General features: G+C 62.2%; 28 protein-coding genes. 13 read left to right on the top strand and 15 right to left on the bottom strand.

All coding sequences use genetic code 11. The features are described from left to right. Positions 1-3 precede the first annotated feature (3 nt). From lnt to miaB, 7 genes are all read right to left on the bottom strand, one after another. A complete protein-coding gene (lnt, locus tag ISX84_RS10070) occupies positions 4-1,539 on the bottom strand; it encodes an apolipoprotein N-acyltransferase (protein WP_195820190.1) in 1,536 nt (511 codons plus the stop codon). Further along, positions 1,539-2,435, bottom strand: a complete 897-nt coding sequence (locus ISX84_RS10065; RefSeq protein WP_195820189.1) for a hemolysin family protein — start codon at positions 2,433-2,435, stop codon at positions 1,539-1,541. The genes lnt and ISX84_RS10065 overlap by 1 nt, the downstream gene beginning before the upstream one ends. Before the next feature lie 37 nt (positions 2,436-2,472). Continuing rightward, a complete protein-coding gene (gene ybeY / locus ISX84_RS10060) occupies positions 2,473-2,970 on the bottom strand; it encodes an rRNA maturation RNase YbeY (RefSeq protein ID WP_195820297.1) in 498 nt (165 codons plus the stop codon). A gap of 55 nt (positions 2,971-3,025) precedes the next feature. Next, positions 3,026-4,042: a PhoH family protein gene (locus ISX84_RS10055; RefSeq protein ID WP_195820188.1), complete on the bottom strand. Its 1,017-nt coding sequence runs from the start codon at positions 4,040-4,042 to the stop codon at positions 3,026-3,028. Positions 4,043-4,193: 151 nt separating this feature from the next. Continuing rightward, positions 4,194-4,502: a hypothetical protein gene (locus tag ISX84_RS10050; RefSeq protein WP_195820187.1), complete on the bottom strand. Its 309-nt coding sequence runs from the start codon at positions 4,500-4,502 to the stop codon at positions 4,194-4,196. Between the two features lie 12 nt (positions 4,503-4,514). Next, the gene (locus ISX84_RS10045; RefSeq protein WP_326838725.1) at positions 4,515-5,090 is read right to left on the bottom strand and encodes an OmpA family protein; all 576 of its coding nucleotides are present in this window, start codon (positions 5,088-5,090) and stop codon (positions 4,515-4,517) included. A gap of 183 nt (positions 5,091-5,273) precedes the next feature. Next, entirely contained in the window at positions 5,274-6,599 is a 1,326-nt protein-coding gene (gene miaB / locus ISX84_RS10040) for a tRNA (N6-isopentenyl adenosine(37)-C2)-methylthiotransferase MiaB (protein WP_195820186.1), read from the bottom strand. A gap of 111 nt (positions 6,600-6,710) precedes the next feature. Here miaB and ISX84_RS10035 point away from each other — a divergent pair, with 111 nt between their 5' ends. Then, the gene (locus tag ISX84_RS10035) at positions 6,711-7,580 is read left to right on the top strand and encodes a hypothetical protein (RefSeq protein WP_195820295.1); all 870 of its coding nucleotides are present in this window, start codon (positions 6,711-6,713) and stop codon (positions 7,578-7,580) included. A 22-nt stretch (positions 7,581-7,602) separates the two neighbouring features. On the opposite strand, the gene ISX84_RS10030 is transcribed toward ISX84_RS10035, so the two are convergent. Continuing rightward, positions 7,603-8,412, bottom strand: a complete 810-nt coding sequence (locus tag ISX84_RS10030; RefSeq protein WP_195820185.1) for a phytanoyl-CoA dioxygenase family protein — start codon at positions 8,410-8,412, stop codon at positions 7,603-7,605. Positions 8,413-8,458: 46 nt separating this feature from the next. After that, a complete protein-coding gene (irr, locus tag ISX84_RS10025) occupies positions 8,459-8,878 on the bottom strand; it encodes a Fur family transcriptional regulator Irr (protein WP_195820184.1) in 420 nt (139 codons plus the stop codon). Between the two features lie 207 nt (positions 8,879-9,085). Between irr and fabA the strand changes: the two genes are divergently transcribed. The 4 genes from fabA to ISX84_RS10005 all read left to right on the top strand — a co-directional run bounded on the left by fabA (position 9,086) and on the right by ISX84_RS10005 (position 12,061). Further along, positions 9,086-9,595, top strand: a complete 510-nt coding sequence (gene fabA / locus ISX84_RS10020) for a bifunctional 3-hydroxydecanoyl-ACP dehydratase/trans-2-decenoyl-ACP isomerase (protein ID WP_195820183.1) — start codon at positions 9,086-9,088, stop codon at positions 9,593-9,595. A gap of 25 nt (positions 9,596-9,620) precedes the next feature. Continuing rightward, a complete protein-coding gene (fabB, locus tag ISX84_RS10015) occupies positions 9,621-10,850 on the top strand; it encodes a beta-ketoacyl-ACP synthase I (protein ID WP_195820182.1) in 1,230 nt (409 codons plus the stop codon). Between the two features lie 9 nt (positions 10,851-10,859). Beyond that, on the top strand, positions 10,860-11,651 hold the full coding sequence (locus ISX84_RS10010; RefSeq protein ID WP_195820181.1) for an enoyl-ACP reductase FabI: 792 nt from the start codon (positions 10,860-10,862) through the stop codon (positions 11,649-11,651). Between the two features lie 65 nt (positions 11,652-11,716). After that, entirely contained in the window at positions 11,717-12,061 is a 345-nt protein-coding gene (locus tag ISX84_RS10005; protein ID WP_195820180.1) for a hypothetical protein, read from the top strand. 9 nt (positions 12,062-12,070) lie between these two features. Here the strand turns inward: ISX84_RS10005 and ISX84_RS10000 are convergent, their stop codons facing one another. Then, complete coding sequence (locus ISX84_RS10000) at positions 12,071-12,499, bottom strand: FKBP-type peptidyl-prolyl cis-trans isomerase (RefSeq protein ID WP_195820179.1); 429 nt, start codon at positions 12,497-12,499, stop codon at positions 12,071-12,073. A gap of 184 nt (positions 12,500-12,683) precedes the next feature. Here ISX84_RS10000 and ISX84_RS09995 point away from each other — a divergent pair, with 184 nt between their 5' ends. The 8 genes from ISX84_RS09995 to ISX84_RS09960 all read left to right on the top strand — a co-directional run bounded on the left by ISX84_RS09995 (position 12,684) and on the right by ISX84_RS09960 (position 21,053). Next, positions 12,684-13,370 (top strand): haloacid dehalogenase type II, encoded by a 687-nt coding sequence (locus ISX84_RS09995; protein WP_195820178.1) that lies wholly within the window; start codon positions 12,684-12,686, stop codon positions 13,368-13,370. Next, positions 13,370-14,194, top strand: coding sequence for an alpha/beta fold hydrolase (locus tag ISX84_RS09990; RefSeq protein WP_195820177.1), 825 nt, complete (start codon positions 13,370-13,372; stop codon positions 14,192-14,194). Before ISX84_RS09995 ends, ISX84_RS09990 begins: the two co-directional genes overlap by 1 nt. Before the next feature lie 10 nt (positions 14,195-14,204). After that, entirely contained in the window at positions 14,205-15,206 is a 1,002-nt protein-coding gene (locus ISX84_RS09985) for a threonine ammonia-lyase (RefSeq protein WP_195820176.1), read from the top strand. Next, the gene (gene pcaD, locus ISX84_RS09980) at positions 15,203-15,991 is read left to right on the top strand and encodes a 3-oxoadipate enol-lactonase (protein WP_195820175.1); all 789 of its coding nucleotides are present in this window, start codon (positions 15,203-15,205) and stop codon (positions 15,989-15,991) included. Before ISX84_RS09985 ends, pcaD begins: the two co-directional genes overlap by 4 nt. Before the next feature lie 28 nt (positions 15,992-16,019). Beyond that, the gene (locus ISX84_RS09975) at positions 16,020-17,345 is read left to right on the top strand and encodes a lyase family protein (protein WP_195820174.1); all 1,326 of its coding nucleotides are present in this window, start codon (positions 16,020-16,022) and stop codon (positions 17,343-17,345) included. A gap of 3 nt (positions 17,346-17,348) precedes the next feature. Further along, positions 17,349-18,566, top strand: a complete 1,218-nt coding sequence (locus ISX84_RS09970) for a TCR/Tet family MFS transporter (protein ID WP_195820173.1) — start codon at positions 17,349-17,351, stop codon at positions 18,564-18,566. A gap of 106 nt (positions 18,567-18,672) precedes the next feature. Beyond that, entirely contained in the window at positions 18,673-19,773 is a 1,101-nt protein-coding gene (locus tag ISX84_RS09965; protein WP_195820172.1) for a Zn-dependent alcohol dehydrogenase, read from the top strand. A 47-nt stretch (positions 19,774-19,820) separates the two neighbouring features. Then, entirely contained in the window at positions 19,821-21,053 is a 1,233-nt protein-coding gene (locus ISX84_RS09960) for a mandelate racemase/muconate lactonizing enzyme family protein (RefSeq protein WP_195820171.1), read from the top strand. On the opposite strand, the gene ISX84_RS09955 is transcribed toward ISX84_RS09960, so the two are convergent. The 5 genes from ISX84_RS09955 to ISX84_RS09935 are packed head-to-tail and all read right to left on the bottom strand — an operon-like array spanning position 21,050 to position 24,966. Beyond that, on the bottom strand, positions 21,050-21,571 hold the full coding sequence (locus ISX84_RS09955) for a CIA30 family protein (RefSeq protein ID WP_326838724.1): 522 nt from the start codon (positions 21,569-21,571) through the stop codon (positions 21,050-21,052). The two genes, ISX84_RS09960 and ISX84_RS09955, sit on opposite strands and share 4 nt — an antisense overlap. Further along, positions 21,568-22,260, bottom strand: coding sequence for an RraA family protein (locus ISX84_RS09950; RefSeq protein WP_195820170.1), 693 nt, complete (start codon positions 22,258-22,260; stop codon positions 21,568-21,570). Before ISX84_RS09950 ends, ISX84_RS09955 begins: the two co-directional genes overlap by 4 nt. Then, entirely contained in the window at positions 22,260-23,387 is a 1,128-nt protein-coding gene (locus ISX84_RS09945; RefSeq protein ID WP_195820169.1) for a cobalamin-independent methionine synthase II family protein, read from the bottom strand. The genes ISX84_RS09950 and ISX84_RS09945 overlap by 1 nt, the downstream gene beginning before the upstream one ends. 11 nt (positions 23,388-23,398) lie before the next feature. Beyond that, positions 23,399-24,001: a class I SAM-dependent methyltransferase gene (locus ISX84_RS09940; protein ID WP_195820168.1), complete on the bottom strand. Its 603-nt coding sequence runs from the start codon at positions 23,999-24,001 to the stop codon at positions 23,399-23,401. Further along, positions 23,998-24,966, bottom strand: coding sequence for a cupin domain-containing protein (locus tag ISX84_RS09935; protein WP_229884197.1), 969 nt, complete (start codon positions 24,964-24,966; stop codon positions 23,998-24,000). Before ISX84_RS09935 ends, ISX84_RS09940 begins: the two co-directional genes overlap by 4 nt. Between the last annotated feature and the right edge of the window lie 20 nt (positions 24,967-24,986).

The following is a 24,986-nucleotide window of genomic DNA, read 5'->3' as shown; positions in this document are numbered from 1 at the left end:
TTGCTATTTCGACGCAGCACGGCGGATGGCGGCGCCGACGAGCCCAATGAGCAACAGAAGGGCAAGCGGGCCATCGCCTGTGCGACTGTAAAGTGTGGGCTCCAGCGGTGCCGGCAGTTGCACATCAAGAAAGCCCGAAACCCCCATCGGCAAGCTGGCAAGAACGCGGCCGTGGGGGTCGATCATGGCCGAGATCCCGGTATTGGCCGCGCGCATCAGCGGCAGCCCCTGTTCGATCGCCCGCATGCGCGCCTGTGCAAGATGCTGTTGCGGCCCGACATCCCGGCCAAACCACGCATCATTGGTGATCTGTATGATGAAATCGGGGCGTTCGGGGGCGGCGTTCACATCATGGGCAAACACGGCCTCGTAGCAGATCAATGGCAGACCGCGCCCAAGCGCGCCAAAATCCAGCGTCTGCGCCCCCGGTCCGCGCGCAAATCCGGTTGCGGAGATCTGCGCCATTCCGGTCAACCCGAACCGTTCCGCGACGCTGGACAGCGGAATATATTCACCGAAAGGGACAAGGTGGTGCTTGTCATAGATCTGCGTTGCTTGTCCGGTAGCGTCGAGAACCACCATGCTGTTGAGCAGCCCCCCACCCTGCCGACGCAACAGACCAAGCGCGACCGGCTTGCCCTGCGCAGCGGTGGAGATCATCTCAAGCGCGGCCTCCGCATCCGGATGCACCCAGGGGATTGCCGTTTCCGGCCAGATCGTAAGATCGGGTGCCGCAGCAGCCGTTTCCGGCGGCGCCGCAGTCAGCGCCAGTTGCCGATCAAAGAACCCGCGCGCATGATCGGGATGCCATTTGAGGTGCTGTTCCGCATTGGGCTGCACCAGCCGAACCCAATGAGGTGTCAGCGGTGCCTCCGGCGCCGAGGGCCTTAGATAGAACAGGGCCGCAACGCTGACCAACAGAGCGGCCTGTCCCAGGCGCATGACGTGACGACGACGATAGATGGCGGGAAAGGACAAGGCCCAGGCCAGCGACATCAACCACAGTGTGATCCCATGCGGACCGACCCAGGCCAGACCCTGCCCGGCGGCCCCATTCACCAGGGCCTGTGCCGGATTGGCCCAGGGAAACCCCGTGAGCACATAGGCGCGCAACACTTCCGCAGCCGTCCACGTGAGGATCAGGGGCCATGTCCGATTGGACAAAAGGCGGGCCGCCCAGAACGCCGCACCCCAAAAGAGCGCAAGCCCGGTGCTCATGAAGAGCAGGGCAAAAGGCGCCATCCAGGCGTGCTTGTCGGGGTCGATCTGAAACGGCTGCAATATCCAGATCAACGCAACGCAGAAATAGCCGATCCCGAAGCACCACCCCACGAGCGCTGCGTCACGGGCACGCTTTTGCCGCCGGAGCATCAAGAATGCCAATGAGAAAGCCAGCAGCATGATCAGCGGCTGATCATAGGGCGCCTGCCCGAGAGCCCCCAAGGCCCCCACAAAACCAGCAATCGCAGCGCGCGCCACGCGCGGCAGCCGCGTGTACCACCCCCAGGGTTTACCGGGCCGGGAGCCAGCCCGCGTCATCAGTGTCCACGTGTATCTGCGCGTACCCGCAGGCGTTTGATGCGCCGCGGATCGGCATCGATCACCTCGAATTCAGGCCCATCGGGGTGGATGACAACCTCGCCTCGTGCAGGCACGCGGCCAGACAGCATAAAGACCAGCCCGCCGAGCGTATCGATCTCTTCTTCGTCGACCTCATCGTGATCGGTCAGCGATTGCCCGATCTCCGCCTCGAAATCCTCCAGCGGTGTTTTGGCCAGAGCCAGATAGCACCCGGGCTTTTCCTTGGTCCAGTACAGCCCTTCGTCGACATCGTGTTCGTCTTCGATCTCGCCGATCACCTGCTCGATCAAATCCTCGATGGTCACCAGCCCGTCGACACCGCCATATTCATCGATCACAAGCGCCATATGGCGCCGCTCTGCCTGCATCTTGGTCAGCAGCACGCCGATGGTCATGGAGGGCGGCACAAAGAGCAACGGGCGCAACATGGCGCGCAGGTCGAAATTGTGGCTGTCGCCGTTGAACCCATGCGTCAGGGCGAGATCCTTGAGGTGCAACAGGCCGATGGGCGTATCCAGCGTGCCCTCATAGGCGGGCAGACGGGTCAACCCGCTGTCCTTGAAGATCGCCACCACCTCATCCAGCGTGGCGGTTGTTGGAATGGCAGTGATATCGGCCTTGGGGACCGAAACGTCTTCCACCCGCATCCGCCGCAGGTTCATCATGCCGTGGGTCTGTGGCCGTGCCTGAGGTGCCTGCAGGACAGGGACCGCCTCGGCGTCGTCCGTCGGGCTCAGCGCTTCGATCACGCGGCTGAAAAAGCCGCCTTGCCTGGAAGGTTCCGGTTCTGGAGAGGTGTCTGTTTCGACATGCGCGCGGTGCGCTGCGTCAGATTGTCCGTCGTTGTCGCCCATTGGGTCCTGTTCTAGAATGGCTCGGCACGTGGACCGATCAGCTCCTATATGGGTCATCCAGACCCAGTTTGCCAAGTATTTCGGTTTCCAACCCCTGCATCAGCGTAGCATCCGGGTCACGGATATGGTCATAGCCGAAAAGATGCAAAATTCCGTGAACAAGCAGATGGGTGACGTGATCGTCCAGTGATTTACCGAATTCGCGGGCCTCGCGGCCGCAGGTTTCATAGGCAATCGCGACATCGCCAAGCGCCATGGAGCCGTCAAAATCAGGTGTGGGCATCAGCGGGGATTTGCCTGCGGCCTCGGCAGTGAGGTCCTCGGTGGGCCAGCTCAGCACATTTGTAGGCCCCGGTTTGTCGCGGAATGCGCCGTTCAATTCGGCGATGCGCGCATCATCGCAGGCCAGGAGCGAAACGCTCACGGGGTCCGGCGGCACCCCGAGGTGGCGGAGTGTTTCCGCCATCGCACGCTCGGCCAGGTCCGCCAGCGGGACCTCCTGCCATTGCGGGTCATCGATCAGAATATCGATCATCGGATCATCGCCGTTCCGGACCACGCCCCTCGGCTCCCAGCCATCCACCCGGCCCTCACGCGGGCGGTGTCTCCGCCTCGTAGGCTTCGATGATGGCGGCGACCAGCGGGTGGCGTACCACGTCCTTGGAGGTGAAATAGTTGAAGCTGATCTTGGGAATGGTTTTCAGCAGCCGTTCCGCATCTGCCAGCCCTGACGAAACACCGCGCGGCAGGTCGATCTGGGTCCGGTCACCGGTGATCACCATGCGCGAGCCTTCGCCGAGACGGGTGAGGAACATCTTCATCTGCATCGACGTCGCATTCTGCGCCTCGTCCAGCACGACAAAAGCGTTGCTGAGCGTGCGCCCCCGCATAAAGGCCAGCGGCGCGATCTCGATCTGCTTTTCCTCGATCAGCTTGGCCAGTTGCTTGCCCGGCAGGAAATCCCCCAGCGCATCGTAGAGCGGCTGCATATAGGGATCGACCTTGTCTTTCATGTCCCCCGGCAGAAAGCCCAGACGCTCGCCCGCTTCCACGGCCGGACGGGACAGGATGATCTTGTCCACATGGCCGGAGATGAACATCGACACGCCGACCGCCACTGCCAGATAGGTTTTACCGGTGCCTGCAGGGCCGATGCCAAAGGCCAGCTCATTGTCGAACAGCGATTGCACATAGGCTTTCTGCGCATCCGTGCGGGGTTCGACACGCTTTTTGCGGGTCTGGATCTCGACACGGCTGCCGATGGGCATTTCCATCTGATCGCCGTCCTGAACGCCGGTTGCCTCCTCAAAGGGGCCCATGCGCAATTCGCGGTCCACATCGCCCGGCTCCACCGCGCGCCCACTCTCCAGCCGCGCATAGAGCGCATGCAAGACCCGCATCGCATCGGTTTGGGCGTCCGCCTCACCGACGACGGCCAATTGATTGCCGCGCCGCACGATCTGAACCCCGAGCGCCTTCTCGATCAACGCCAGATTGGCGTCATAGGCACCACATAGATCGATCAGAAGTCTGTTGTCCGGGAATTCAACCGTGCCACCGGGCGCTGCGGTTGTTGTGTCTGTCGGGCTCTGGTCGCTGGCGGCCAATCGCTGTTCCTCAGGATTAAACTATGCCTGACGGTGCCAATTCCGCGCGGCAGGTGCAAGCGCAACTACATGGAATTCACATGTTTGAAACAAAAAAGGACATGCGCGGGGAAATACCGCCCATGCCCGCAATGTGAAAACCAATCCGGCCTTAGAAGGGATCGCCGATGATCTCTGTGCCGCCGCGTTTGAAATCGCCCACGGTCTGGGTTGGGGCAGCAACGCCGGAGCACACGGGTTTGCCGGTGTTACGATCAAGCCGGGCGGAGAGATAGCCTTCGATCCCGTCGTCGATGATCCAGTGATCACAGCCGTTGGGATCGACCCAGATGCCTGCCTGCAGATCCAGCAGGTCCTTGGAATCGGGCCCGCGATCAAAAGCCTTATCAGAACCAAGTTCACTGCACCCGGCCACCGCAAGCGCGGCAAGGCCCACCAAATAAAGATTGAAACGTGTCATGCGCGGCCCTCGTTACTGAATACAGATGATTTCGACGCGACGGTTCTTTGACCGGCCTTCAGGTGTCGCGTTTGACGCGGCAGGCTGGCGTTCGCCCAAGCCGCGGACATCCGACACCACCGCACCTTGTGCGCGTGCAATGTCCGCCACCGTGTTGGCGCGGTTCAGCGACAACTGCATGTTGTAGGCATCGGACGCGCTGCTGTCGGTGTGGCCTGTGATGATGAAGGCATTGGCGGTTGATCTGCGGAAGAAATCCCCAAGGCTGTCCCGCCCGGCCTGGCTGATCCGGAAACTATCGGTGGCAAAAAACTGATCCGAACTCATCACGGCGCAGACATCGGCCTCGCGGCAGACCGGAATGCCCTGACGGTTCACATGCGGGGTCATGAAGCCTTCGGCGCCATCGTCCATCACCCAGTGCTCGCACCCATCCGGGTCGACCCAGATGCTGGGGATGTATTGCCCCCGATCCAAACCGCTCTGCGAGGCTGTTTGCGCCCCTGCGACACTCCCCTGAAGCGCAACGACAACGCCCAAAACCACCCCGGCCAGACCACGTCCGACATCCGAAAAAGCAAATTTCACGGCCTATTCCTTTACTGATCACACCCAAACCCCGGTGCCAAAACACGCGAGACACAAAAACAAACTAAGAGTTTATGTAAATTCTAAAGGGTAATGAGGCAAGGAATTGCACGCATTGTCGCCACTGCAGCAACACAGCGCGCATAAATGCCACATTCCGACTGCATCGTGAAAGGTTAACCTTTATTCCTGCCTTATTGCGGCCAGGGAGTTGCGTTTCGCCCCGATGATTCTGACCGGCACGATGTCACCGACAGCCGCGTCGGAATTCTCAATATGAACCGCGTGCAGGTATTCCGATTTCCCCACCATCTGCCCCGCTTCGCGCCCCGGTTTCTCCACAAGAACCCGGGCACTCCGGCCAACCATCGCCTTCTGAATGTCCTGCTGCTGGCGGGTGATCAGCGCCTGAATGCGCTGCAACCGCTCGTCGGCCTCCGCTGCATCCACCTGCGTCCGTTCCGCCGCCGGGGTCCCAGGGCGCGTGGAGTATTTGAAGGAATAGGCGTAGCCGTATTTAACCTCTTCGATCAGATCGAGCGTTGCCTGAAAATCCTCTTCGGTCTCTTCCGGGAAGCCCACGATGAAATCCCCTGACATCAGGATATCAGGACGCGCGGCCCGAATACGTTCGATCACCCGCAGATAGCTCTCCGACGTGTGGCTGCGGTTCATGCGTTTGAGGATCTTGTCCGACCCAGACTGCACCGGCAAATGCAGGTATGGCATCAGTTTTTCACAAGCACCATGGGCCTCAATCAGATCATCGGTCATGTCGTTGGGATGCGAGGTGGTAAAGCGAATGCGCTCCAGCCCGTCGATATCGTTAAGTGCCCAGATCAACGCAGCGAGGCTCTGCTCCCGACCATCAGCGCCCAGCCCATGATAGGCGTTCACATTCTGTCCCAGCAGGGTGACTTCCCGCACACCACGCTCCACCAGATCGCGTGCCTCTTCGAGAATGCGGGCCACCGGGCGGCTGGTTTCGGCACCGCGGGTATAGGGCACCACGCAGAAGGCACAGAACTTGTCACAGCCTTCCTGCACTGTCAGAAACGCCGACGGTGCGCGCGCCGCCTTGGGTCGCCGTTTCAGCGTGTCGAACTTATCCTCTTCGGGAAAATCGGTATCGAGCGCTTTGCCGCCCTCCCGCACCCGCGCCTCCATCTGAGGCAGGCGGTGATAGGACTGCGGCCCCACCACCAGATCGACGGCGGGCTGGCGGCGCATGATCTCCTCGCCCTCAGCCTGCGCCACACATCCGGTGACGCCGATCTTCAGATCCGGGTTCTCCGCCTTCAGCCCCTTCAGACGCCCCAGCTCGGAATAGACTTTTTCAGCCGCCTTTTCCCGAATGTGACAGGTGTTCAACAAGATCATATCCGCGTCTTCGGCGGTGTCGGTGGGCTGATATCCCTGCTCGCCCAGCACTTCGGCCATGCGTTCGCTGTCATAGACATTCATCTGGCAGCCATAGGTCTTGACGAAGAGCTTTTTGGGCGCGGTCATGGGTGGGATCCAAATCACGGTGGGTTGGCGCGCTGCTTACCAGCCGCAGCACCGGCTTGCAATGAACGCTGAATTAACTGATTCTGCGCCATGCAGCCACCCGGAGCGATGATGCACTACAAGAACCTGAAAGACTTTTTGACCTCTCCGCCCGACGCATTGCGCAAGGGGCCGGTGGCAATGGTTTTTGTCGAAGATGACATCGAGGTGGCGACCACGTTGCGCCACCATGATCACATGGGGTTTGCCTGTGTCATTGCGCTGATGCCGGCCGCTTTCGATCTGCCCGACGACCTGCAGGACATCGTGCACCGGATCGATTATGACGCCACCGCCGACGGCACGGTGGAACGGGCCGTGAACAGCATCGCGGCAGCGGCCCCCGGCGCCTGGATGTATTACTGTTTCAACGCGGAGTATCTCTTTTTCCCCTTCTGCGAGACCCGGACCGTCGGTGAGATGCTGGCGTTTCACAGCGAAGAGCGACGCGATGCGATGCTGACCTATGTCGTCGATCTCTATGCGGACGATCTGGCCGAACACCCCGATGCCGTGTCGCTGGACCGGGCGCATCTGGACCGATCCGGGTATTATGCGCTGGCGCGCAAGGATGTCGCCAGGAACGATCATCCCAAGGAACGGCAGTTGGATTTCTTCGGCGGGCTGCGCTGGCGGTTCGAGGAGCACGTGCCCCACACGCGGCGCAAAATCGACCGTATCTCTCTTTTCCGGGCAAAGCCGGGGCTGGAACTGCGCGACGATCACACCTTCTCGGATGAGGAATACAACACCTACGCCTGCCCGTGGCATCACAACATCACCGCCGCCATCTGTTCCTTCCGCACGGCCAAGGCGCTGAAGCGCAATCCCGGCAGCACCTATGACATTCACACGTTCAAATGGCACAACTCAGCGCCCTTTGAGTGGCATTCGCGGCAGTTGCTTGATCTGGGGCTGATGGAGCCCGGTCAGTGGTTCTGAGGCCGTCGTCGCGACAGGCGTCTCAAGCGCCTGCGTTGCGATCCAGCAAAATCGGGAACCAGTCCGTCCGCAACCGCTCACCCGGCTGCATGGCATGGCCCGGAAAGGGGGGCGAGGTTGGACCGGGACGCGCCACGTAACGCGCATCCTCCCCGAGAAGACGCAGCGAAAACGCCCGGCGGCGCGTGTCTGCGGTGTTGCCGCGTGCGCCGTGCAGCACGCGGTAGTGAAAGGCGACGGCATCCCCGGGTTCCATCTGGAATTCCCGGATGTCCATGCCTTCTGCGTCAGGGTCGGGAACGGGGATGTAGGCATCGCTCTCCGGATAGAAATCCGTTTCGGCCAGCCAGCGCGTGGGCAGCACCGGTTTCGGCCAGCGATGTGACCCGGCAACACAGCGCAGCGTCGCCTCTTTCACCGGGTCAAGTGGCGACCAGAAACTGATCGTCTGCTCTCCCTCGACAAAATAATAGGGCGCGTCCTGATGCCACGGGGTTGGTTTCGACGTGCCCGGCTCTTTCACCAGCACGTGATCATGGAAGAGCTGCACCCGGTCGCTTTGCATCAGATCGGCGGCAACCTCGGCGACGGCAGAATTGCCAATAATCTCGCCAAATTCGGCAATCCGATCCCAATTGCAATAGTCGTCGAAAAAGCGGCCGGTTTCGTGTTTGTGCAGGTTTTCGGCTGCATAAGGTCCAGGATGCGCCATGTTGTGCGCCACCCCTGCCCGGAGCGTCTCCACATGATCCGCAAAAAGCCCACGGATCAACACCACACCATCGCGGGCGTAGGTCTCGATGTCTTGTTGCGTGATCAAGGTGTGTGGCACGGCGGGTTGCCTCTGAGCGCTTTCTAAAGCCAGCGCCGGGAGAAAATCAGGATTTACGGCGCAGGCGGATTACCACATCCACAGATGCAATCTCCGCCCCTTCCGGCGCGTCGGGCAGTTGCGCAATCACCAACTGGTCGGACGGCGCATCCGTGAGCTTCGCCTCGTCTTCCCAGAAAAAATGCGGATGATCATGCGTGTTGGTGTCGAAATAGCTCTTGGAGCCGTCGACGGTGACTTCCTGCATCAATCCGGCATCGCAAAAGGCGCGCAGGGTATTGTAGACCGTGGCCAGCGACACCGCCTCGCCCTGATCCTTGGCCGCATCGAACAGGCTTTCCGCGGTCACGTGGCGGTGCTGCCCATCGCCGATCAGCAAGGTCGCGAGGGCCACCCGCTGACGGGTGGGCCGCAGCCCGGCTTTGGCCAGCCAGCTTGTCCCGATTGTCTGTTGCGCAGGCGTCATGGCACCCTCTCGTGGCCTCATTTCATTCATATAAGGGTCAATGCGAGTCATTTTCAATTGGATTCACGCGATTTAACCCGTCGCAATTGACGCAGCCACGGCCAACGCGGACAGATACGCAGCGACCGCACCCGCCCTTGCAGAGGCCGCAAACGCGATGCTAGACGGGACTGACGAAAAAGAATACCGAGCAGGAGACGCGCCAAAATGGCCCAATACCCGACCAGCTTCACCAAGGACGACCTGCTTAAATGCGCGCGCGGGGAGCTTTTTGGCCCCGGCAACGCACAGCTTCCCGAACCGCCGATGCTGATGATGGACAGGATCACGGATATTTCTGCAGATGGTGGTGAACACGGCAAGGGGCATGTGGTCGCCGAATTCGATATCAAACCGGAGTTGTGGTTTTTCGACTGTCACTTTCCCGGCAATCCCATCATGCCTGGTTGTCTGGGTCTGGATGGGCTTTGGCAGCTGACCGGGTTCAATCTTGGCTGGCGCGGCTGGACAGGCCGGGGCATGGCGGTTGGCGTCGGCGAAGTCAGGCTCACCGGCATGGTCCGACCGGATCGAAAAATGCTGACCTATTACGTTGATTTTACAAAAGCCCTTCAGACCCGGCGCTTGACAATGGGTGTCGCCAATGGCCGTGTGGAGGCAGATGGGGAAACCATCTATCAGGTCACCGGCATGCGCGTGGCCCTGTCTGAAAGCTGACGTTGAAGATACAAAGGAGAACGCCATGCGCCGCGTCGTCGTGACAGGGTTGGGGATCGTCTCATCCATCGGAAACAATGCCGAAGAGGTCACATCCTCGCTCAAATCCGGCACCAGCGGCATCGTCGCCAGTGACGAGATGGCAGAGCATGGGTTCCGCAGCCGGGTCGCGGGCACGCTCAAGCTCGATGTGGCGGAACACATCGACAAACGCACGCTGCGGTTCATGGGGCCGGGTGCGGCCTATGCCTATATCGCGATGGATCAGGCGATTCAGGATGCAGGTCTCGGTGAGGACGTCGTCTCCCATCCGCGCACCGGCCTTGTTGCCGGGTCGGGTGGGCCCTCAACCAGCGCTATGTTGACGGCCCACACGGTCGTCAAGGACACAGGTGCCACGAAACGCATCGGTCCCTTCGCCGTGCCGAAATGTATGTCCTCGACCGTCAGTGCCAACTTATCCACAGCTTATAAGATCAAAGGTATCAATTATTCGATCACCTCGGCCTGTTCGACCTCTTTGCATTGCATTGGCAACGCGGCCGAACAGATTATGCTCGGCAAGCAAGACGTGATGTTTGCGGGCGGCGGGGAAGAGCTCGACTGGACGCTGTCCTGCCTCTTTGACGCCATGGGCGCGATGAGCAGCAAGTACAACGACACCCCCGACAAGGCCTCGCGCGCCTTCGATGCGAACCGCGATGGTTTCGTGATCTCCGGCGGCGGCGGCATGGTGGTGCTGGAAGAGCTGGAGCATGCGCTGGCCCGCGGCGCGCATATCTACGCCGAAGTCACCGGTTACGCGGCCACCTCCGACGGGCACGACATGGTCGCGCCCTCCGGCGAAGGCGGTGGACGCGCGATGCAACTGGCCCTGGAAACGCTGCCCCACGGGCGCAGCGTCAGCTACATCAACGCCCATGGCACCAGCACGCCTGCGGGCGATCAGCCCGAGATCGAGGCCGTGCGCCGCGCCTTCGAGGGGTTGACCCAACCGCCTGTGAGTTCGACGAAATCGATGACCGGGCACAGCCAGGGGGCTGCGGGCGCGCAGGAAGCCATCTATTGTCTGCTGATGCTCAAGGACGATTTCATCGCCCCATCGATCAACGTCGAAACGCTGGACCCCGCCTTTGAGCCCTCGGAGATCGCCACAGAACTTGTCGAGAATGCCGGGCTCGATTCGGTGATGACAAACTCCTTCGGGTTCGGCGGCACAAACGGATCGATGATCCTGTCCAAATATCGCGGGTAAGGTACAGTTATGTCTGGTCTATTGAACGGAAAACGCGGCCTGATCATGGGCGTGGCGAATGAACGCTCCATCGCTTGGGGTATTGCCAAGGCTATGTCGGAGGCCGGAGCGGAACTTGCCTTCACCTATCAGGGCGAGGCCTTTGGCTCCCGGCTGGCGCCTCTCGCCGCCTCGGTTGGGTCGGATTTCATGGTCGACGTGGATGTCACCGACGATGCCTCGCTGGACGCAGCCTTTGATCAGCTGGCCGCGCGCTGGCCGACAGTGGATTTTGTGGTGCATGCCATCGCCTTTTCCGACAAGAATGAGCTGACGGGGCGGTTCCTCAACACCACCCGTGCCAACTTCAAACAGACCATGGACATCAGCGCCTATTCCCTGATCGAGGTTGCCCGCCGAGCGCACCCGTTAATGGTCGAAAACGGCGGCACGCTGATGACCCTGACCTATCAGGGCAGCAACACCGTTGTGCCGAATTACAACGTGATGGGGGTTGCCAAGGCCGCGCTGGAAAGCGCCACGCGCTATCTGGCAAATGATCTCGGCCCGGAAGGTATCCGCGTGAACGCCATCTCGCCGGGGCCGATGAAAACGCTGGCCGGGGCCGCCATTGGTGGGGCCCGCAAGACCTACAAATTCACCGATCAGAACGCGCCGCTGCGCTCGAACGCGACGCTTGAAGCGGTGGGCGGTACGGCGGTTTATCTGGCCTCCGATGCAGGCGCCTGCACCACCGGAGAGGTCATTCGGGTGGATGGCGGATACCACGTGCTGGGCATGCCGCAGGGCGAGAACATCTAAACCAAGTACCGCACAGGCCGCGATTAAGCCCAACTGATGCCATATTCCATGTCTATGGAAAGGGCATGCTCACCTATGCCAATTCACGGACCCTGCGACAGGCGCGTTACATCCGGCGATCCAGCCGCGCGCGCCTTTATGCGTGGCTGTTGATGCCGGTCACGGCCGCCGTGTTTTCGGCCGCGCTCTGGTCGGATCCGGCGCTGCAACCCAAGCTGCAAAGCGGATTGGATGAGGTCAAACCCCTCCTTGCCGCCGTGATGCAGGGCGAATTCCCGACCGATGAAGCCCGCGAGCTGCAAGAGGCAGCGGCTCAAAAGGCCGCTGAGCTGAACGCGAAAATCGCGGGCCTTCCGATTGCACGAACGCCGGTGAACCGCCCCTTGCCCGCTGCCGGGGAAGAGGGCTGATCTGCCGCCTCAGGAGATCGACATCAACTCGATATCGAACTTAAGGTCCTGCCCCGCCAGCGGATGATTGGCATCGATCGTCACCGTGGCGTCGTCCACCGCGACAACCATCACCTGCATCGCCTGCCCCTCGGGTGTCTGCACATTCAGTTGCGTGCCAATATCGAGCGGAACATCGTCCGGAATGCCCTCGCGCGGCACCGCCTGCCGCATCTCGGGATTGATCGGACCGTAGGCCTCGGTGCAAGGAACCTCGACCGTTTTCTTGTCGCCCACGCTCATGCCGGGCAACGCTTCGTCCAGCCCGGGAATGATCTGGCCGGACCCCACTTCGAACTCCAGCGGATCACGCCCTTCTGAACTGTCGAATTTTGTGCCATCCAGCAAGGTTCCTGTGTAGTGAATGCCAACCGTGTCGCCCGTTTTCACCTGGGTCATTGATGCTCCGATCATGTCTGGGAAAGAGTGTGGGAGGCCACGTATCTGCGCGGGTTCTCCTGAGATGACCTCAGCCTGCCTGTCCAATCCAGATGAGTAAAGGCGAAAAACCCTGCATTTGGGCCTTTTCGCATAAGCTGAGCCGTGACACTCTGCGCAAGAGCATTTGTGAAGGGGTGCGCCCATGTCGATTACGACCTGCGTCTTTGACGCATACGGCACCTTGTTTGATGTTGCCGCGGCAGCACGACAAGCAGCGTCCGAGCCGGATTTCTCGAAACTGGAAAGCACCTGGCCGGCGCTCGCGGAGCATTGGCGTCTGAAACAGTTGCAGTACACATGGCTGCGGGCCGTCACCGATGACCACTGCGACTTCTGGGAGGTCACGCAGCAGGGGCTCGATTGGGCGCTGGAGAAAACCGGTCTGGCGGGCGATGCCGCGCTGCGTGAACGGCTGCTTGCGCTCTACTGGGAATTGCAGAGCTATCCGGAGGTGCCGGACATGCTGCGTCAGCTCAAGGCCGGGGGCATGGCCACGGCGATTCTGTCGAACGGGTCCCCCGATATGCTGCGCGGGGCGGTCACTTCTGCTGGCATCGATGCCTTGCTGGATGACACGCTGTCGGTCCAAAGTGTCGGGGTGTTCAAGCCCGATGCGCGGGTCTACGACCTGGTCGCCAAGCGGTTCGGGTGTGACAAGAAAGAGGTGCTCTTCGTTTCCTCCAACGGGTGGGACGCGGGCTGTGCCACGGGCTACGGGTTCACGACCGCCTGGGTCAACCGTGCGGGTGATCCGGTGGATCGTCTGCCATGGACACCGGCGCACATCCTGTCCGATCTCACCGGCATTCCGGCATTGGCGGGGCTCTGATGGCGTTTTTCCGAACATCCGACAAGCTATCGCTCTACTACACCGACGAGGGTACGGGCCCGCCCATACTCTGCCTTGCCGGGCTGACCCGGACGACGGCGGATTTCGACTATGTCACCCCCCATCTCAACGGCGTGCGTCTGATCAAGATGGACTACCGGGGCCGTGGACAATCGGATTGGGACAAGACCTGGCAAAACTATTCGCTCCCGGTCGAATGCCGTGACGTGATCGAGCTGCTGGACCATCTGGGGCTGGATAAAGTGGCGATCCTCGGCACCTCGCGCGGCGGCCTCAATGCGATGGGCCTTGCCATGGGGGCAAAGGACCGCCTGACCGGCGTGGCCCTGAATGACATTGGCCCGGTTATTGAGCCGGAAGGGCTCGAGTTCATCTCAACCTATCTCGGGCGCCCGCCCGCTGCGAAAACCCTTGCGGACGCGGCCCACGGCATGGGCAGCACCTACACCGGCTTCAAGGATGTGCCGCAATCGCGCTGGATCGAGGAGGCGCACAAGCATTTTCGGCAGACGGACAATGGGCTGACCATCACCTATGATCCACGCCTGCGCGACGCCTTCGACGCAGCGGGCGCACAGGAGGCGCCCGATCTCTGGCCCTGTTTCGATGCGATGGAAGACCTCCCGCTGGCCTGCATTCGCGGCGAAAACTCCGATCTGCTCAGCCATGAAACCTTTGCAGAGATGCAGCGCCGTCGCCCGGATATGATTGGTGTCACAGTGGCGGGCCGCGGCCATATTCCGTTTCTGGATGAGCCTGAATCCGTGGCCGCGCTGCAAACCTGGATCAATGCGCTGAGATGAGGAGCCTGCGATGAATATCGACATGATCAGGGCTGCGGCTGAGCGGCTTGAGGGGCACGCGCGGCGCACGCCGCTTCTGTCCTCGCCGTTTCTGGATGCGATTGCCGGTCGCCGCCTCTGGATCAAGGCGGAGTGCCTGCAACACACGGGCAGCTTCAAGTTTCGCGGGGCCTGGTCTGCGGTTTCCGCCCTTGCGGAGGAGACGCGTGCCCGCGGGGTTGTCGCCTTTTCCAGCGGCAACCATGCGCAGGGTGTCGCGCTGGCGGCCCAGGCCCATGGGGTGCAGGCCGTCATTGTCATGCCGCGCGACGCCCCCCGGGTAAAGATCGAAAACACCCGCCGGTTGGGGGCTGAGGTGGTGCTCTATGACCGGGCCGCGGGCGAGGATCGCGATGCGCTGGGGGCCAGGCTGGTGGACGAGCGGGGCCTGACCCTGATCAAACCCTATGATGAGCCGCAGGTCATCGCAGGCCAGGGCACCACCGGTCTGGAGATTGCCGCGCAGGCGGCAGAGGTTGGTGTGACAATGGCAGACGTCATCGTCTGCTGCGGCGGCGGCGGGTTTTCCTCCGGCATCGCACTGGCGCTTGAGGCTGAGGCGCCGGGGCTGCGGGTCCGCACGGCAGAACCCGAGAATTTCGATGACGTCGCCCGGTCGTTGAGGTCCGGCGCGGTCGAGCGCAACGCGGTATTGACCGGCAGCCTCTGCGACGCAATCGTTACGCCGCAGCCCGGCAATCTGACCTTTCCAATTCTGAAACGTCTGGCCGGGCCGGGGTTTGCCGTGACCGAAGACCAGGCGCTGCTGGCCGTTGCCCACGCGTTCAACCGTCTGAAGGTGGTGGCCGAACCCGGCGGTGCCGTGGCCCTGGCCGCGGCCTTGTACCATGGCGACCGGATTTCGGGTGAGGATGTGATCGTCACTATTTCGGGGGGCAACGTGGATCCCGAGGTCTTCCAGCAAGCGCTCACCCTTGCGGCGGCACAGGACAGACAGGGAGATGCGGCATGAAGATACTCGACCTTGGCGATGTCAGGCTCCACTACCGGGTCGATGGCCCGGCCGAAGGTGCGCCGGTGGTCTTTGCCAACTCCCTTGGTACCGATCTGCGCCTCTGGGATCCAATCCTGCCGCATCTGCCGGAGGGCCTGCGGATCATCCGGTTTGACAAGCGCGGGCACGGGCTCTCCAGCTGTCCCCCCGGCCCTTACACGATGGGCGCGCTGATCACCGATACGGAACAGTTGCTCGATCACCTGCAGGTGCGCGACGGCGTCTTCGTGGGCCTTTCCATCGGCGGCATGATCGCGCAGGGGCTCGCAGTGAAACGCCTCGATATGATCCGCGCGATGGTCCTTTCCAACACCGGCGCCAAGATCGGCACGCCGGACATGTGGTCAGAGCGGATCGAGAGTGTCCGCCAGGGCGGGATCGAAAGCCTTGCCGATGCGGTAATGGAGCGCTGGTTCTCTGCCGGGTTCCGTGCGACGCCGGAGCTGGAACTGTGGCGCAACATGCTGACGCGGCAAGAGGACGAAGGTTACATGGGATGCTCCGCCGCTATTTCCGGCACGGATTTCTACACAACCACGGCCAGCCTGCGCCTGCCCACGCTGGGCATCGCGGGATCGGAGGATGGCTCAACCCCGCCCGATCTGGTGCGCGAAACCACCGGTCTGATCCCCGGCAGCCAATGTCATGTGATCCGCAAGGCGGGCCACCTGCCCTGCGTCGAACAGCCAGAAGAATACGCAGCCCACCTGACGCGGTTCCTCAAAGAGGTGGGTCATGTCTGACGTCCGGGCCGTCGAGGTCGCCTGATCCATGGCGGCAAGCGTTTTCGACAGCCCGCTTTTTGCAGGTCTCTTTCCCACCGGCGAGGCGGGCCGCCTGTTTTCCGACAGCGCCGCGCTGCGGGCCATGCTGCTGGTCGAAGGGGCGCTGGCCAAGGCGCAGGGCACTCTGGGCATCATCCCCGAAATCAGCGCCGCCGCGATCCATCGCGCCACCTTGGAGATCCAGATTGACCCGGGCGCCCTGGCGCAATCAACCGGTGCAAACGGGGTCAGCGTACCGGGCATGGTTGCCGCCTTCCGGGCAGAGATGAATGCACCTGAACATGCGCAATATCTGCACTGGGGGGCCACCTCTCAGGATATCATCGACACCGGGTTGATGCTGCGCCTGCGCCAATCGCTTGCCTTGGCGGAGGCGGATCTACGCCAGATCACGCAGGCCCTGGCGGACCAGGCAGAGCAACATGCAGAGCTTCCAATGGCCGCGCGCACCTATGGCCAACAGGCGACGCCGACAAGCTGGGGGGCGGTACTGGCCGGATGGGGCATGCCCTTGATGGACGCGCTGGAGGCCTTGCCTGACCTGCGTGAAAACAGTCTCTGGGTCTCCCTGTCAGGTGCCGCCGGAACAAGCGCGGCATTGGGGGAAAGCGCCCCTGCCCTGCGCGCGGCCCTTGCCGAGGGGCTGGCGTTAAAGGACCCGGGCCGCAGCTGGCACACGGATCGTGGCCCCGTCCTGCGCATCGCGGGCTGGATGGCGCAAATCACCGCAACACTCGCCGCCATGGGTCAAAGCCTGATCGCCCTCGCTGCCACGGAACTGCGCGAGGTCACCTTTGAGGATGCCGGTGCCTCCTCGACCATGCCGCAAAAGCAAAACCCGGTTGCTGCCTCTGTGCTGGTGGCCCTCTCGCATCAAATGGGCGGCTTGCAGGCCGCGCTACAGGCTGCCGCCGCGCATCAGCATCAGCGCGATGGGGCGGCGTGGTTTACCGAATGGATGGTTATGCCGCAAATCATGCTCGGCGGTGCCAGCGCCCTGCAGCACGCCAAACAGATCACAGAGAAGCTGCAACCAAACCCGGCGCGAATGGCGGGTGGCTTGAGGAACGGGCTTGGCCTCATCCACGCGGAGGCCTTGAGCTTTGCGCTGGCCACCAAAATGCCCCGCCCGGAGGCGCAGGCAGAAACCAAGGCGCTCTGCCGCGCAGCTATGCAATCCGGCGAGCCGCTGGAGCCCCTCGCCCGCGCGCGGCACCCAGATCTGTCCGCCGATCTGTTCCGCCCCGACGCGCAGCTCGGGCAGGCCCCGGCCGAGGCGCGCGCCTTCGTGGCCCGCGCCCGCGCGCTTTAGGGAATGCGTCCAGCCGTTCTTTTCATTCTCATCACCGTCATGCTCGATTCCATGGGCATCGGGCTGATCATCCCGGTGATGCCGGACCTCATTCAGGAGGTACAAGGCACAGGGTTGAGCACTGCGGCCCTCTGGGGTGGCGTGCTCTCGACCACCTTCGCCGTGATGCAGTTCCTCTTTGGCCCGGTCATCGGTGGGCTGTCGGACCGTTTTGGCAGACGGCCTGTGCTGCTGCTCTCGCTGGTGGTGATGGCGCTCGACTATCTGGTTATGGCCGTCGCGGGCAGTATTTTCCTGTTGCTGCTGGGGCGCGTCGTCGGCGGGATCACCGCCGCCACACAATCCACCGCCAACGCCTATATGGCCGACATCTCCGGCCCCGATGACCGGGCCGCGAATTTCGGCCTGATCGGCGCAGCCTTTGGCGTGGGATTTGTGCTGGGCCCCCTGCTGGGCGGCGTCCTGGCCGAATACGGCACCCGAGCGCCCTTTTACGCCGCGGCGGGACTGGCCGCGTTGAACGCGATCTTCGGCTACTTCGTCCTGCGCGAAACCGTGACAGATGACATCCGGCGGCCCTTTCGCTGGGCACGCGCAAACCCGCTCGGCAGCATCCGGCAGTTGGGCCGCGTGCCGGGCGTCGGTCCCTTGCTGATCGTCTTCTTCCTCTATCAGGTGGCGTTCATGGTCTACCCCGCGATCTGGTCTTACTTCGGCAAGGAGCGTTTCGGGTGGGAGCCCGCGACCATCGGGCTCAGCCTCGCGCTTTTCGGGATCATGATGGCCGTGGTGCAAGGCGGTCTGATCCGCTGGGTCCTGCGCCTTCTCGGCGAACGCGGCACAGTTGTCTATGGCCATGTCTTCGACGTGGGCGCCTTCGTGGCGCTGGCCTTCGTGACCAATGGCACGGTGGCGCTGATCCTGACCCCGCTCGCGGCTCTGGCAGCGGTCATCACGCCCGCACTTCAAGGCATCATGTCCAAGGCCGTCAGCGCGGACGCCCAGGGAGAGCTGCAAGGCGCGCTCACCTCGGCCATGGCCCTGGCAATGATCCTCTCACCGATGGTGATGACCGGCACCTTCGCCGCCTTCACCGAGACCGACGCCGCGTTTTACCTGCCCGGCGCGCCGTTTTTGCTCTCGGCCGCCCTGATCATTGTCGGGCTTGTCGTGTTTATCGCCTTCCCGCCCAAACACGCCCTTGCCCGTGACGCGGGATAACAGCGACCTTTCATGTCGGTTTGCGCCTTGCTTTGGCACACGACATCGGGTCACCCTGCCCTTCGGGACCCGCGCGACATCGCGCCTGAAAGGAAGACGCCGACAGATGCAAACGATCAAAGCCGCCGTGTGCCACGCCTTTGGTGCCCCCCTCGAAATCGAAGACATCCAACTGCGCGCACCCGAACTGGGCGAGGTGGAGGTCACGCTGGACGCGGTGGCGATCTGCCATTCTGACATCTCCTACGCCGAAGGCGCTTGGGGTGGCTCACTGCCTGCTGTCTACGGGCACGAGGCCGCGGGTGTGATCACCGCCTGTGGGGCCGGAGTGCAAGGATTGTCCGTCGGCGACAGCGTGGTTGTCACCCTGATCCGCGCCTGCGGGTCCTGCGGCAATTGCGCAGGCGGCAAACCAACGCTCTGTGAAACGCCTTATGACGGTGACAAGGGGCCAATCACCACCGCGACAGGCGGGAAATTACATCAGGCCATGGCCTGCGGCGCCTTTGCCGAGAAGGTCGTGGTCGCGCAAAATCAGGTGGTCCGCATCGACCCGGACATCCCCAAGGACGTCGCCAGCCTGATCGCCTGCGGTGTCATCACCGGGGTGGGCGCAGTCGTCAACGCCGCCGGTCTGCGCACCGGACAAGATGTCGTGGTGATCGGCGCCGGGGGGGTCGGGCTTAACGCCATCCAAGGCGCGCGCATCGCCGGGGCGCGCCGCATCGTCGCCGTGGACATGAGCGCCGACAAGCTGGAGGTCGCCAAAGCATTCGGGGCCACCAACGGCGTACTCGCCACATCTGATAAACCCTGGAAAGCCGCGTTCAAGGCGCTCGGCGGGCGTGGCGCCGATGCGGTCATCGTCACGGTCGGCGCCATCCCGGCCTATGATCAGGCCCCGCGCTATTTGGGCTCCGGCGGCAAGGTCATCATGGTGGGCATGCCGCATTCCGGGGCAAGTTCGACCTATGAACCCGTCATTTTGGCCGCAGTCGGCCAGGGCATGGTGGGGTCGAAAATGGGCGACGTGGTGATCCAGCGGGACATCCCCTGGATGGTCGATCTCTACGCCCAGGGGCGGCTGAAACTCGATGAGCTGATCTCGGGCCGCTGGCGATTGGACCAGATCAACGAAGCCATCGCAGACACCAAAACCGGGGCTGCACGGCGCAACGTCATCCTCTTCGACCGACAGGCGCAATAGGCAGGTAAGGTGGGCTTCAGGCCACCTTTGGGCAAAAGGACACCGCGATGAAACTGCAGGACCTCGACATCATCGTAACGGCCCCCCCAGCGCCCGGCTGGGGCGGGCGGTATTGGATCCTCGTCAAGCTCACCACCGACACCGGCATCACCGGCTGGGGCGAATGCTACGCCTCTTCCATCGGTCCGGCCGCGATGCGCGGTGTGATCACAGACGTCTTCACCCGCCATATGCAGGGCGAAAGCCCCGAAAACATCGAAAAAATGTTCCGACGCGCCTATTCCTCCGGCTTCACGCAACGGCCCGATCTCACGGTCATGGGGGCGTTTTCCGGCCTCGAAATCGCCTGCTGGGACATCCTCGGCAAAGCCCGCGACAGGCCGGCCTGGGCCCTTCTGGGCGGGCGCATGAACGACCGCATCCGCGCCTATACCTACCTATACCCCCTGCCGCACCACGACCTTAACGCCTTCTGGACCTCCCCTGAAATGGCTGCAGAAAGCGCCGCTGACTGCGTCGCGCGCGGGTACACAGCGGTGAAATTCGACCCGGCAGGCCCCTACACCCTGCGCGGCGGCCATATGCCCGCGATGCGCGACATCTCTCAATCCGTGGCCTTCTGCAAAGCGATCCGGGAAGCTGTCGGCGACAAAGCCGATCTGCTCTTTGGCACTCACGGCCAGTTCACTACCGCAGGCGCAATCCGGCTTGGTCAAGCGCTGGAACCCTATTCCCCGCTTTGGTTCGAGGAGCCCATTCCGCCAGATGCCGTTGAAGAAATGGCAAAAGTCGCGCGCGCCGTGCGCATCCCCTTGGCCACCGGTGAGCGGTTGACCACCAAGGCCGAATTCGCGCCGGTCCTGCGCGCTGGCGCCGCCACGATCCTGCAGCCCGCATTGGGACGCGCAGGCGGCATCTGGGAAATGAAGAAAGTCGCGGCCATGGCCGAAGTCTACAACGCGCAAATGGCGCCTCACCTTTACGCCGGTCCCATCGAATGGGCCGCGAACATTCACTTTGCGGCCTCGATCCCCAATCTGCTGATGGCGGAAACCATTGAGACGCCGTTCCACGACGCGCTCATCAAAGGCGGCATCCGTGTGCAGGAGGGGTTCATCACCCCGCCGGAAACGCCTGGGCTGGGCATCGAGGTGGACGAAGAGCTTGCCCGCGCGCATCCCTACACCGGTAGCGGGTTGCATTTGGAAATGCGGGATGAGCCCTGCGACTATGTGAATGGCAACGCGTTTGAAGGTGGCGCGCCAGCACCAAAAAGCTAGCGATAAAGGCGTATCCCGGCGATAGCCAGATCAGCCGAAAACGCGCGCCCCACTGCCAGCACGCCAACACGACGCAACCGAGCGGGATCGAACTGCGCATCGATTTTATTGGCTTCAAGCGTCGCGAAAGGCACCCTGATGCTGCGCCAGCTCTCGGGCGCCACAAAGGACGTTCGGAAGGATTGCCAGGGTCGCGTCATCTGATCCGTGCGCAGGCGCAGATCATAGCGCTCACCATTGCCCATCACGTCGATCTCGAGCCCGGTCCAGCCGCTCACATCCATCCGCACGTCAAAAGCGACCTGGATAAAGCCGCCGTTGTTTTCCGTCGACACCTCACCCGTCAGCCGCACCGCCTCCCGGCTTTCAACTGTCATATGCACGGCCTGACCGGTTGAAACACCGCCCATCACGCCGTCGGCGACGTACTCCCATTGCGGTGACAGCTCCATATGTGTCTCCTCTGCGAAGGCCGTCGCCGCCCATACGCAGGCCAGCATCACGGCCCGCGCAATCACGTGCGCGCAGCCTCAAAAGCAGCCCACACTGCCTCAAACCCCTCGAAATCAATCTGCTTGCCTTTGACCGCATCGAAAACGATCTTCTCAGACCGCATCAGTGTTGCGATCGCATCAGAAAGCTGCGGGATCACATCATCTGGAATGACCACCGCCCCATGTCGGTCCGCGTGCACAAGGGCACCGGGTGCAATGGTCATACCGAAAACCTCAACCGATTGGTCAAAGTCGATCACATGCACAAACCCGTGACTCGGGCCGATAGACCCGGCCACCACCGGGAACCCTTCGGGCAAATCGCCCAGATCGCGCATCACGCCATTGGTCAGCGCACCTGAAAGGCCAAAGGCCTTGTGGATATTGGTGTTCACCTCACCCCAATAGGCCCCGATGGCCATTTCCCCATCCATGTCCTGTACCACGGCAACGCCGGGGCGCGGGCCTTCGGCCATATACTTGTAGTAAGTCATGCGCCGCGCCTTGATCACCTCGGGCGCCTCGTCGGGGGCGGTCACGGCACGGATGCGCGCGGTGCGGGCATAGCCCACCATCGCCTCACCGGGGGCAGAGCATTGCATCGTGCCGCGGGTGAAGTCGTTGAACCCGCGCGTGCCTTGCGCAACCTCAATCGCATTGCACACGGTCGGCGTATCGACCCTCTGCAAAAGCTTGAGAAGGGCTGCATCCATTACCGTCCCTCCGCCAGCTTTACCCCATCGCGCAAGGCTTCAAGCTTGGCATAGGCGATTTCGGGATCAATGGCCCCAAAACCGGCAAATGTTCCAAAACCACAATCTGATCCCGCCACAACGCGATCTGCGCCCACAATTTGTGTGAATTTGTCAAGTCGCTGGGCCACCAGTTCGGGATGTTCAACAAAATTGGTCGTCGTATCGACAACGCCAGGCACCAGTATCTTGTCGTCCGGGATGTCCCCTTTGCGATCACGGAAAACCGTCCATTCATGCGCGTGGCGCGGGTTCGAGGTTTCAAAGAGCAAATAGGACACCTTGGTCGACATCAGCGTGTCAAACACCTTTTCCATCCCGATGTCGCAAACATGCGGACCCTCGTAGTTGCCCCAGCAGATATGCACGCGCACCCGGTCTTGCGGGATGCCGTCGAGCGCGTGGTTCAGCGCCTCCACATGGGCGCCCGCGATCTTGAGGAATTCATCATCGGAGAGATCGTTAAAAAGCATGTGCCGCGACAGCGCGAGGTCGGGACAATCGAGTTGCAGATCGAGACCCGCGTCTACGATGGTGCGGTATTCCTCACGCATGGCATCCGCGAGGGCTGCAAGGTAGGCGTCGCGTGTCTTGTAGTGATCGTTTTGCAGGAAAAGAGAAATCACCCCCGGTGAGGCCGCATTCATGAACCCGCGCGTCGCGCCATGCTCGGCCATCGCGGATTTGAGGTTGGCGATGTCCTTTTGCAACTCGCCCTGCCCTTTTGACGTCACCTCGCCGGTACACATGGGACGCGCATATTTCGGCGTCCCGCCATCCTCCGCCAGGCGCTTGAGAAAGCTGGGAAATTTCTTGAGATCGGCAGGCGCGTTGCGCGGGCTGTCGCCGGAAAACCCGGTGTAGCGGTCCTTGACGTAGGTGGCGTAGGAAATCTTGGAGGTCTCGCCGTCGCTCACCACGCCCACGCCCGCAGCCACCTGTTTGGCCACCGTGGCAGAGACGGCTTCGGTCATCGCCGCGTCGAACTCTGCAGGGTCATAGGGGGTGCCATGTTCACGGGCAAAGATGAAATCCACCACCTTCTGGGTGCGGGGCAGCGAACCTGCGTGGGTTGTCAGGATAGGCATGGCGGGTCTCCTCAGATCTTGCGCGCCATGAGCACGCTGTGTTGGTTGGTCTCCGGATCCTCAGCCAGATAACCGGTCAGACGCAGATCGTTTTGCTCAAGGCATGTGGCGTATTGGGCGGGGGACAGCGAGGCGTGATAAACAGGCTGCCCGCCCACGGTGCCGCTGGCCTCCCCCGCGTCGGGCCCCACGGTCATCAGCAGCGAGGCGCCCGGTTCAAGATGGGCGGCCATGCGTATAATGCAGCCGCGCTGCTCCTCGGGCGTCAGGTGGAAAAAGCTGTTCCAGGCGATGATCCCGTCAAAAGTCTCGCCCAGATCGAAGCGACGCATGTCCCCCTGCCGCCAGTCACCCTCCGGCCAGCGGCTGCGGGCGATCTCCAGCATCGCATCGGCGAAATCCACACCCGTCACGCGGAAACCTTCGGCGATGAACCAGCGTGCAATAGGCTCACCTGCGCCACAGCCGAGATCAAGCACCCGCCCGCCCGGCGGCAGGCAGGCGGCAAAGCGCGCCAGCCAGCGCGCCTCAAAGAGCGCACGCGAGCGCTGCGCGTCATAGACCGCGGCCTGACTCTCGTAGACGTCGCGGATGCCCTTCGGATCTGCGCTCATCCTTGCCACGTCGGGCCAGCGGGATCATCTGTGCCGACGACATGATAAAGCGCCGCCTCACCAGTCATCGACGGAACGGCGCTGTGCATCACATTCTCCGGCACCGACATGGTATCGCCCGGCGCAAGCGTGGTGGCACCGCCCTCCCAGGTGACCCGCCAGTGGCCGGTAACCGGCATCAGCACCGATGGTTTGTCATGACGGTGCATCTCTGCGCTGGCCGAACCGCGGGTGAGGAGCGCAACCTCGAAACCCGGCTTGTCACGCAGCATGGCCCCCGCACCGATGACCTTGGCCGGGTGCCGATCCGCCAGTGCGACCATGTCCCAGTAGCGCGCCACATACCCCGGGATCACCTCCGCTGTCGTGGGCTCGGGGAAGGCGTGCAACTCCTGCTCGGTGAGCAGCGGCATTGGGCTCACACCCTCGGGCAGGACCTCACCTTTCTTGGTGTCGTAGAGTTTGCCCTCCTCAGACAGCACCAACCCGTGATCTGCCGCATCCTCAATCACCTGCGGCGCCCAGATCACGCCGCCGCCCGCATCATCACCGCCCAGGATCGCCATGATCATCCCGTAGTCATTGCCGATATTCTCAAACCCACGGAAAATGCCCGTTGGGATGTTGAAGATATCACCCTCCTCAAGCGTGACCTCCCCCGCATCACCCCAGCGGCCCCAGAAGAAACGCCAACGGCCCTTGAGCACAAAGAAGACCTCTGCCGTGCGGTGGCTGTGCAGCGAGTTACGGCATTTCGGCGGCTGACCCGCAGCCCCGATGTTGAAGCCATGCGGGATGGAGATATGCACGTGCTGATCCGGGCTCTCCGAAACACCACCGCCGATGATCGTAAAGTTCTCCTTCTGGTCCGATCCAGGCGTATGCGCATCAATGAAGGCGGTCTTGCAGGGCATCAGATCGCCATACCGCACAATGCGGGTTTCCATCTCAGCAGGTGTTACCATCTAACCACCGGGCGCATGAC

Origin of the sequence: Roseobacter sp. MH60115, from assembly GCF_015644665.1 — a bacterium.
Taxonomy (GTDB): Bacteria; Pseudomonadota; Alphaproteobacteria; order Rhodobacterales; family Rhodobacteraceae; genus Roseobacter.
Note: the sequence above shows the minus strand (reverse complement) of the source record. Positions and strands in the feature narration are given on the sequence as shown.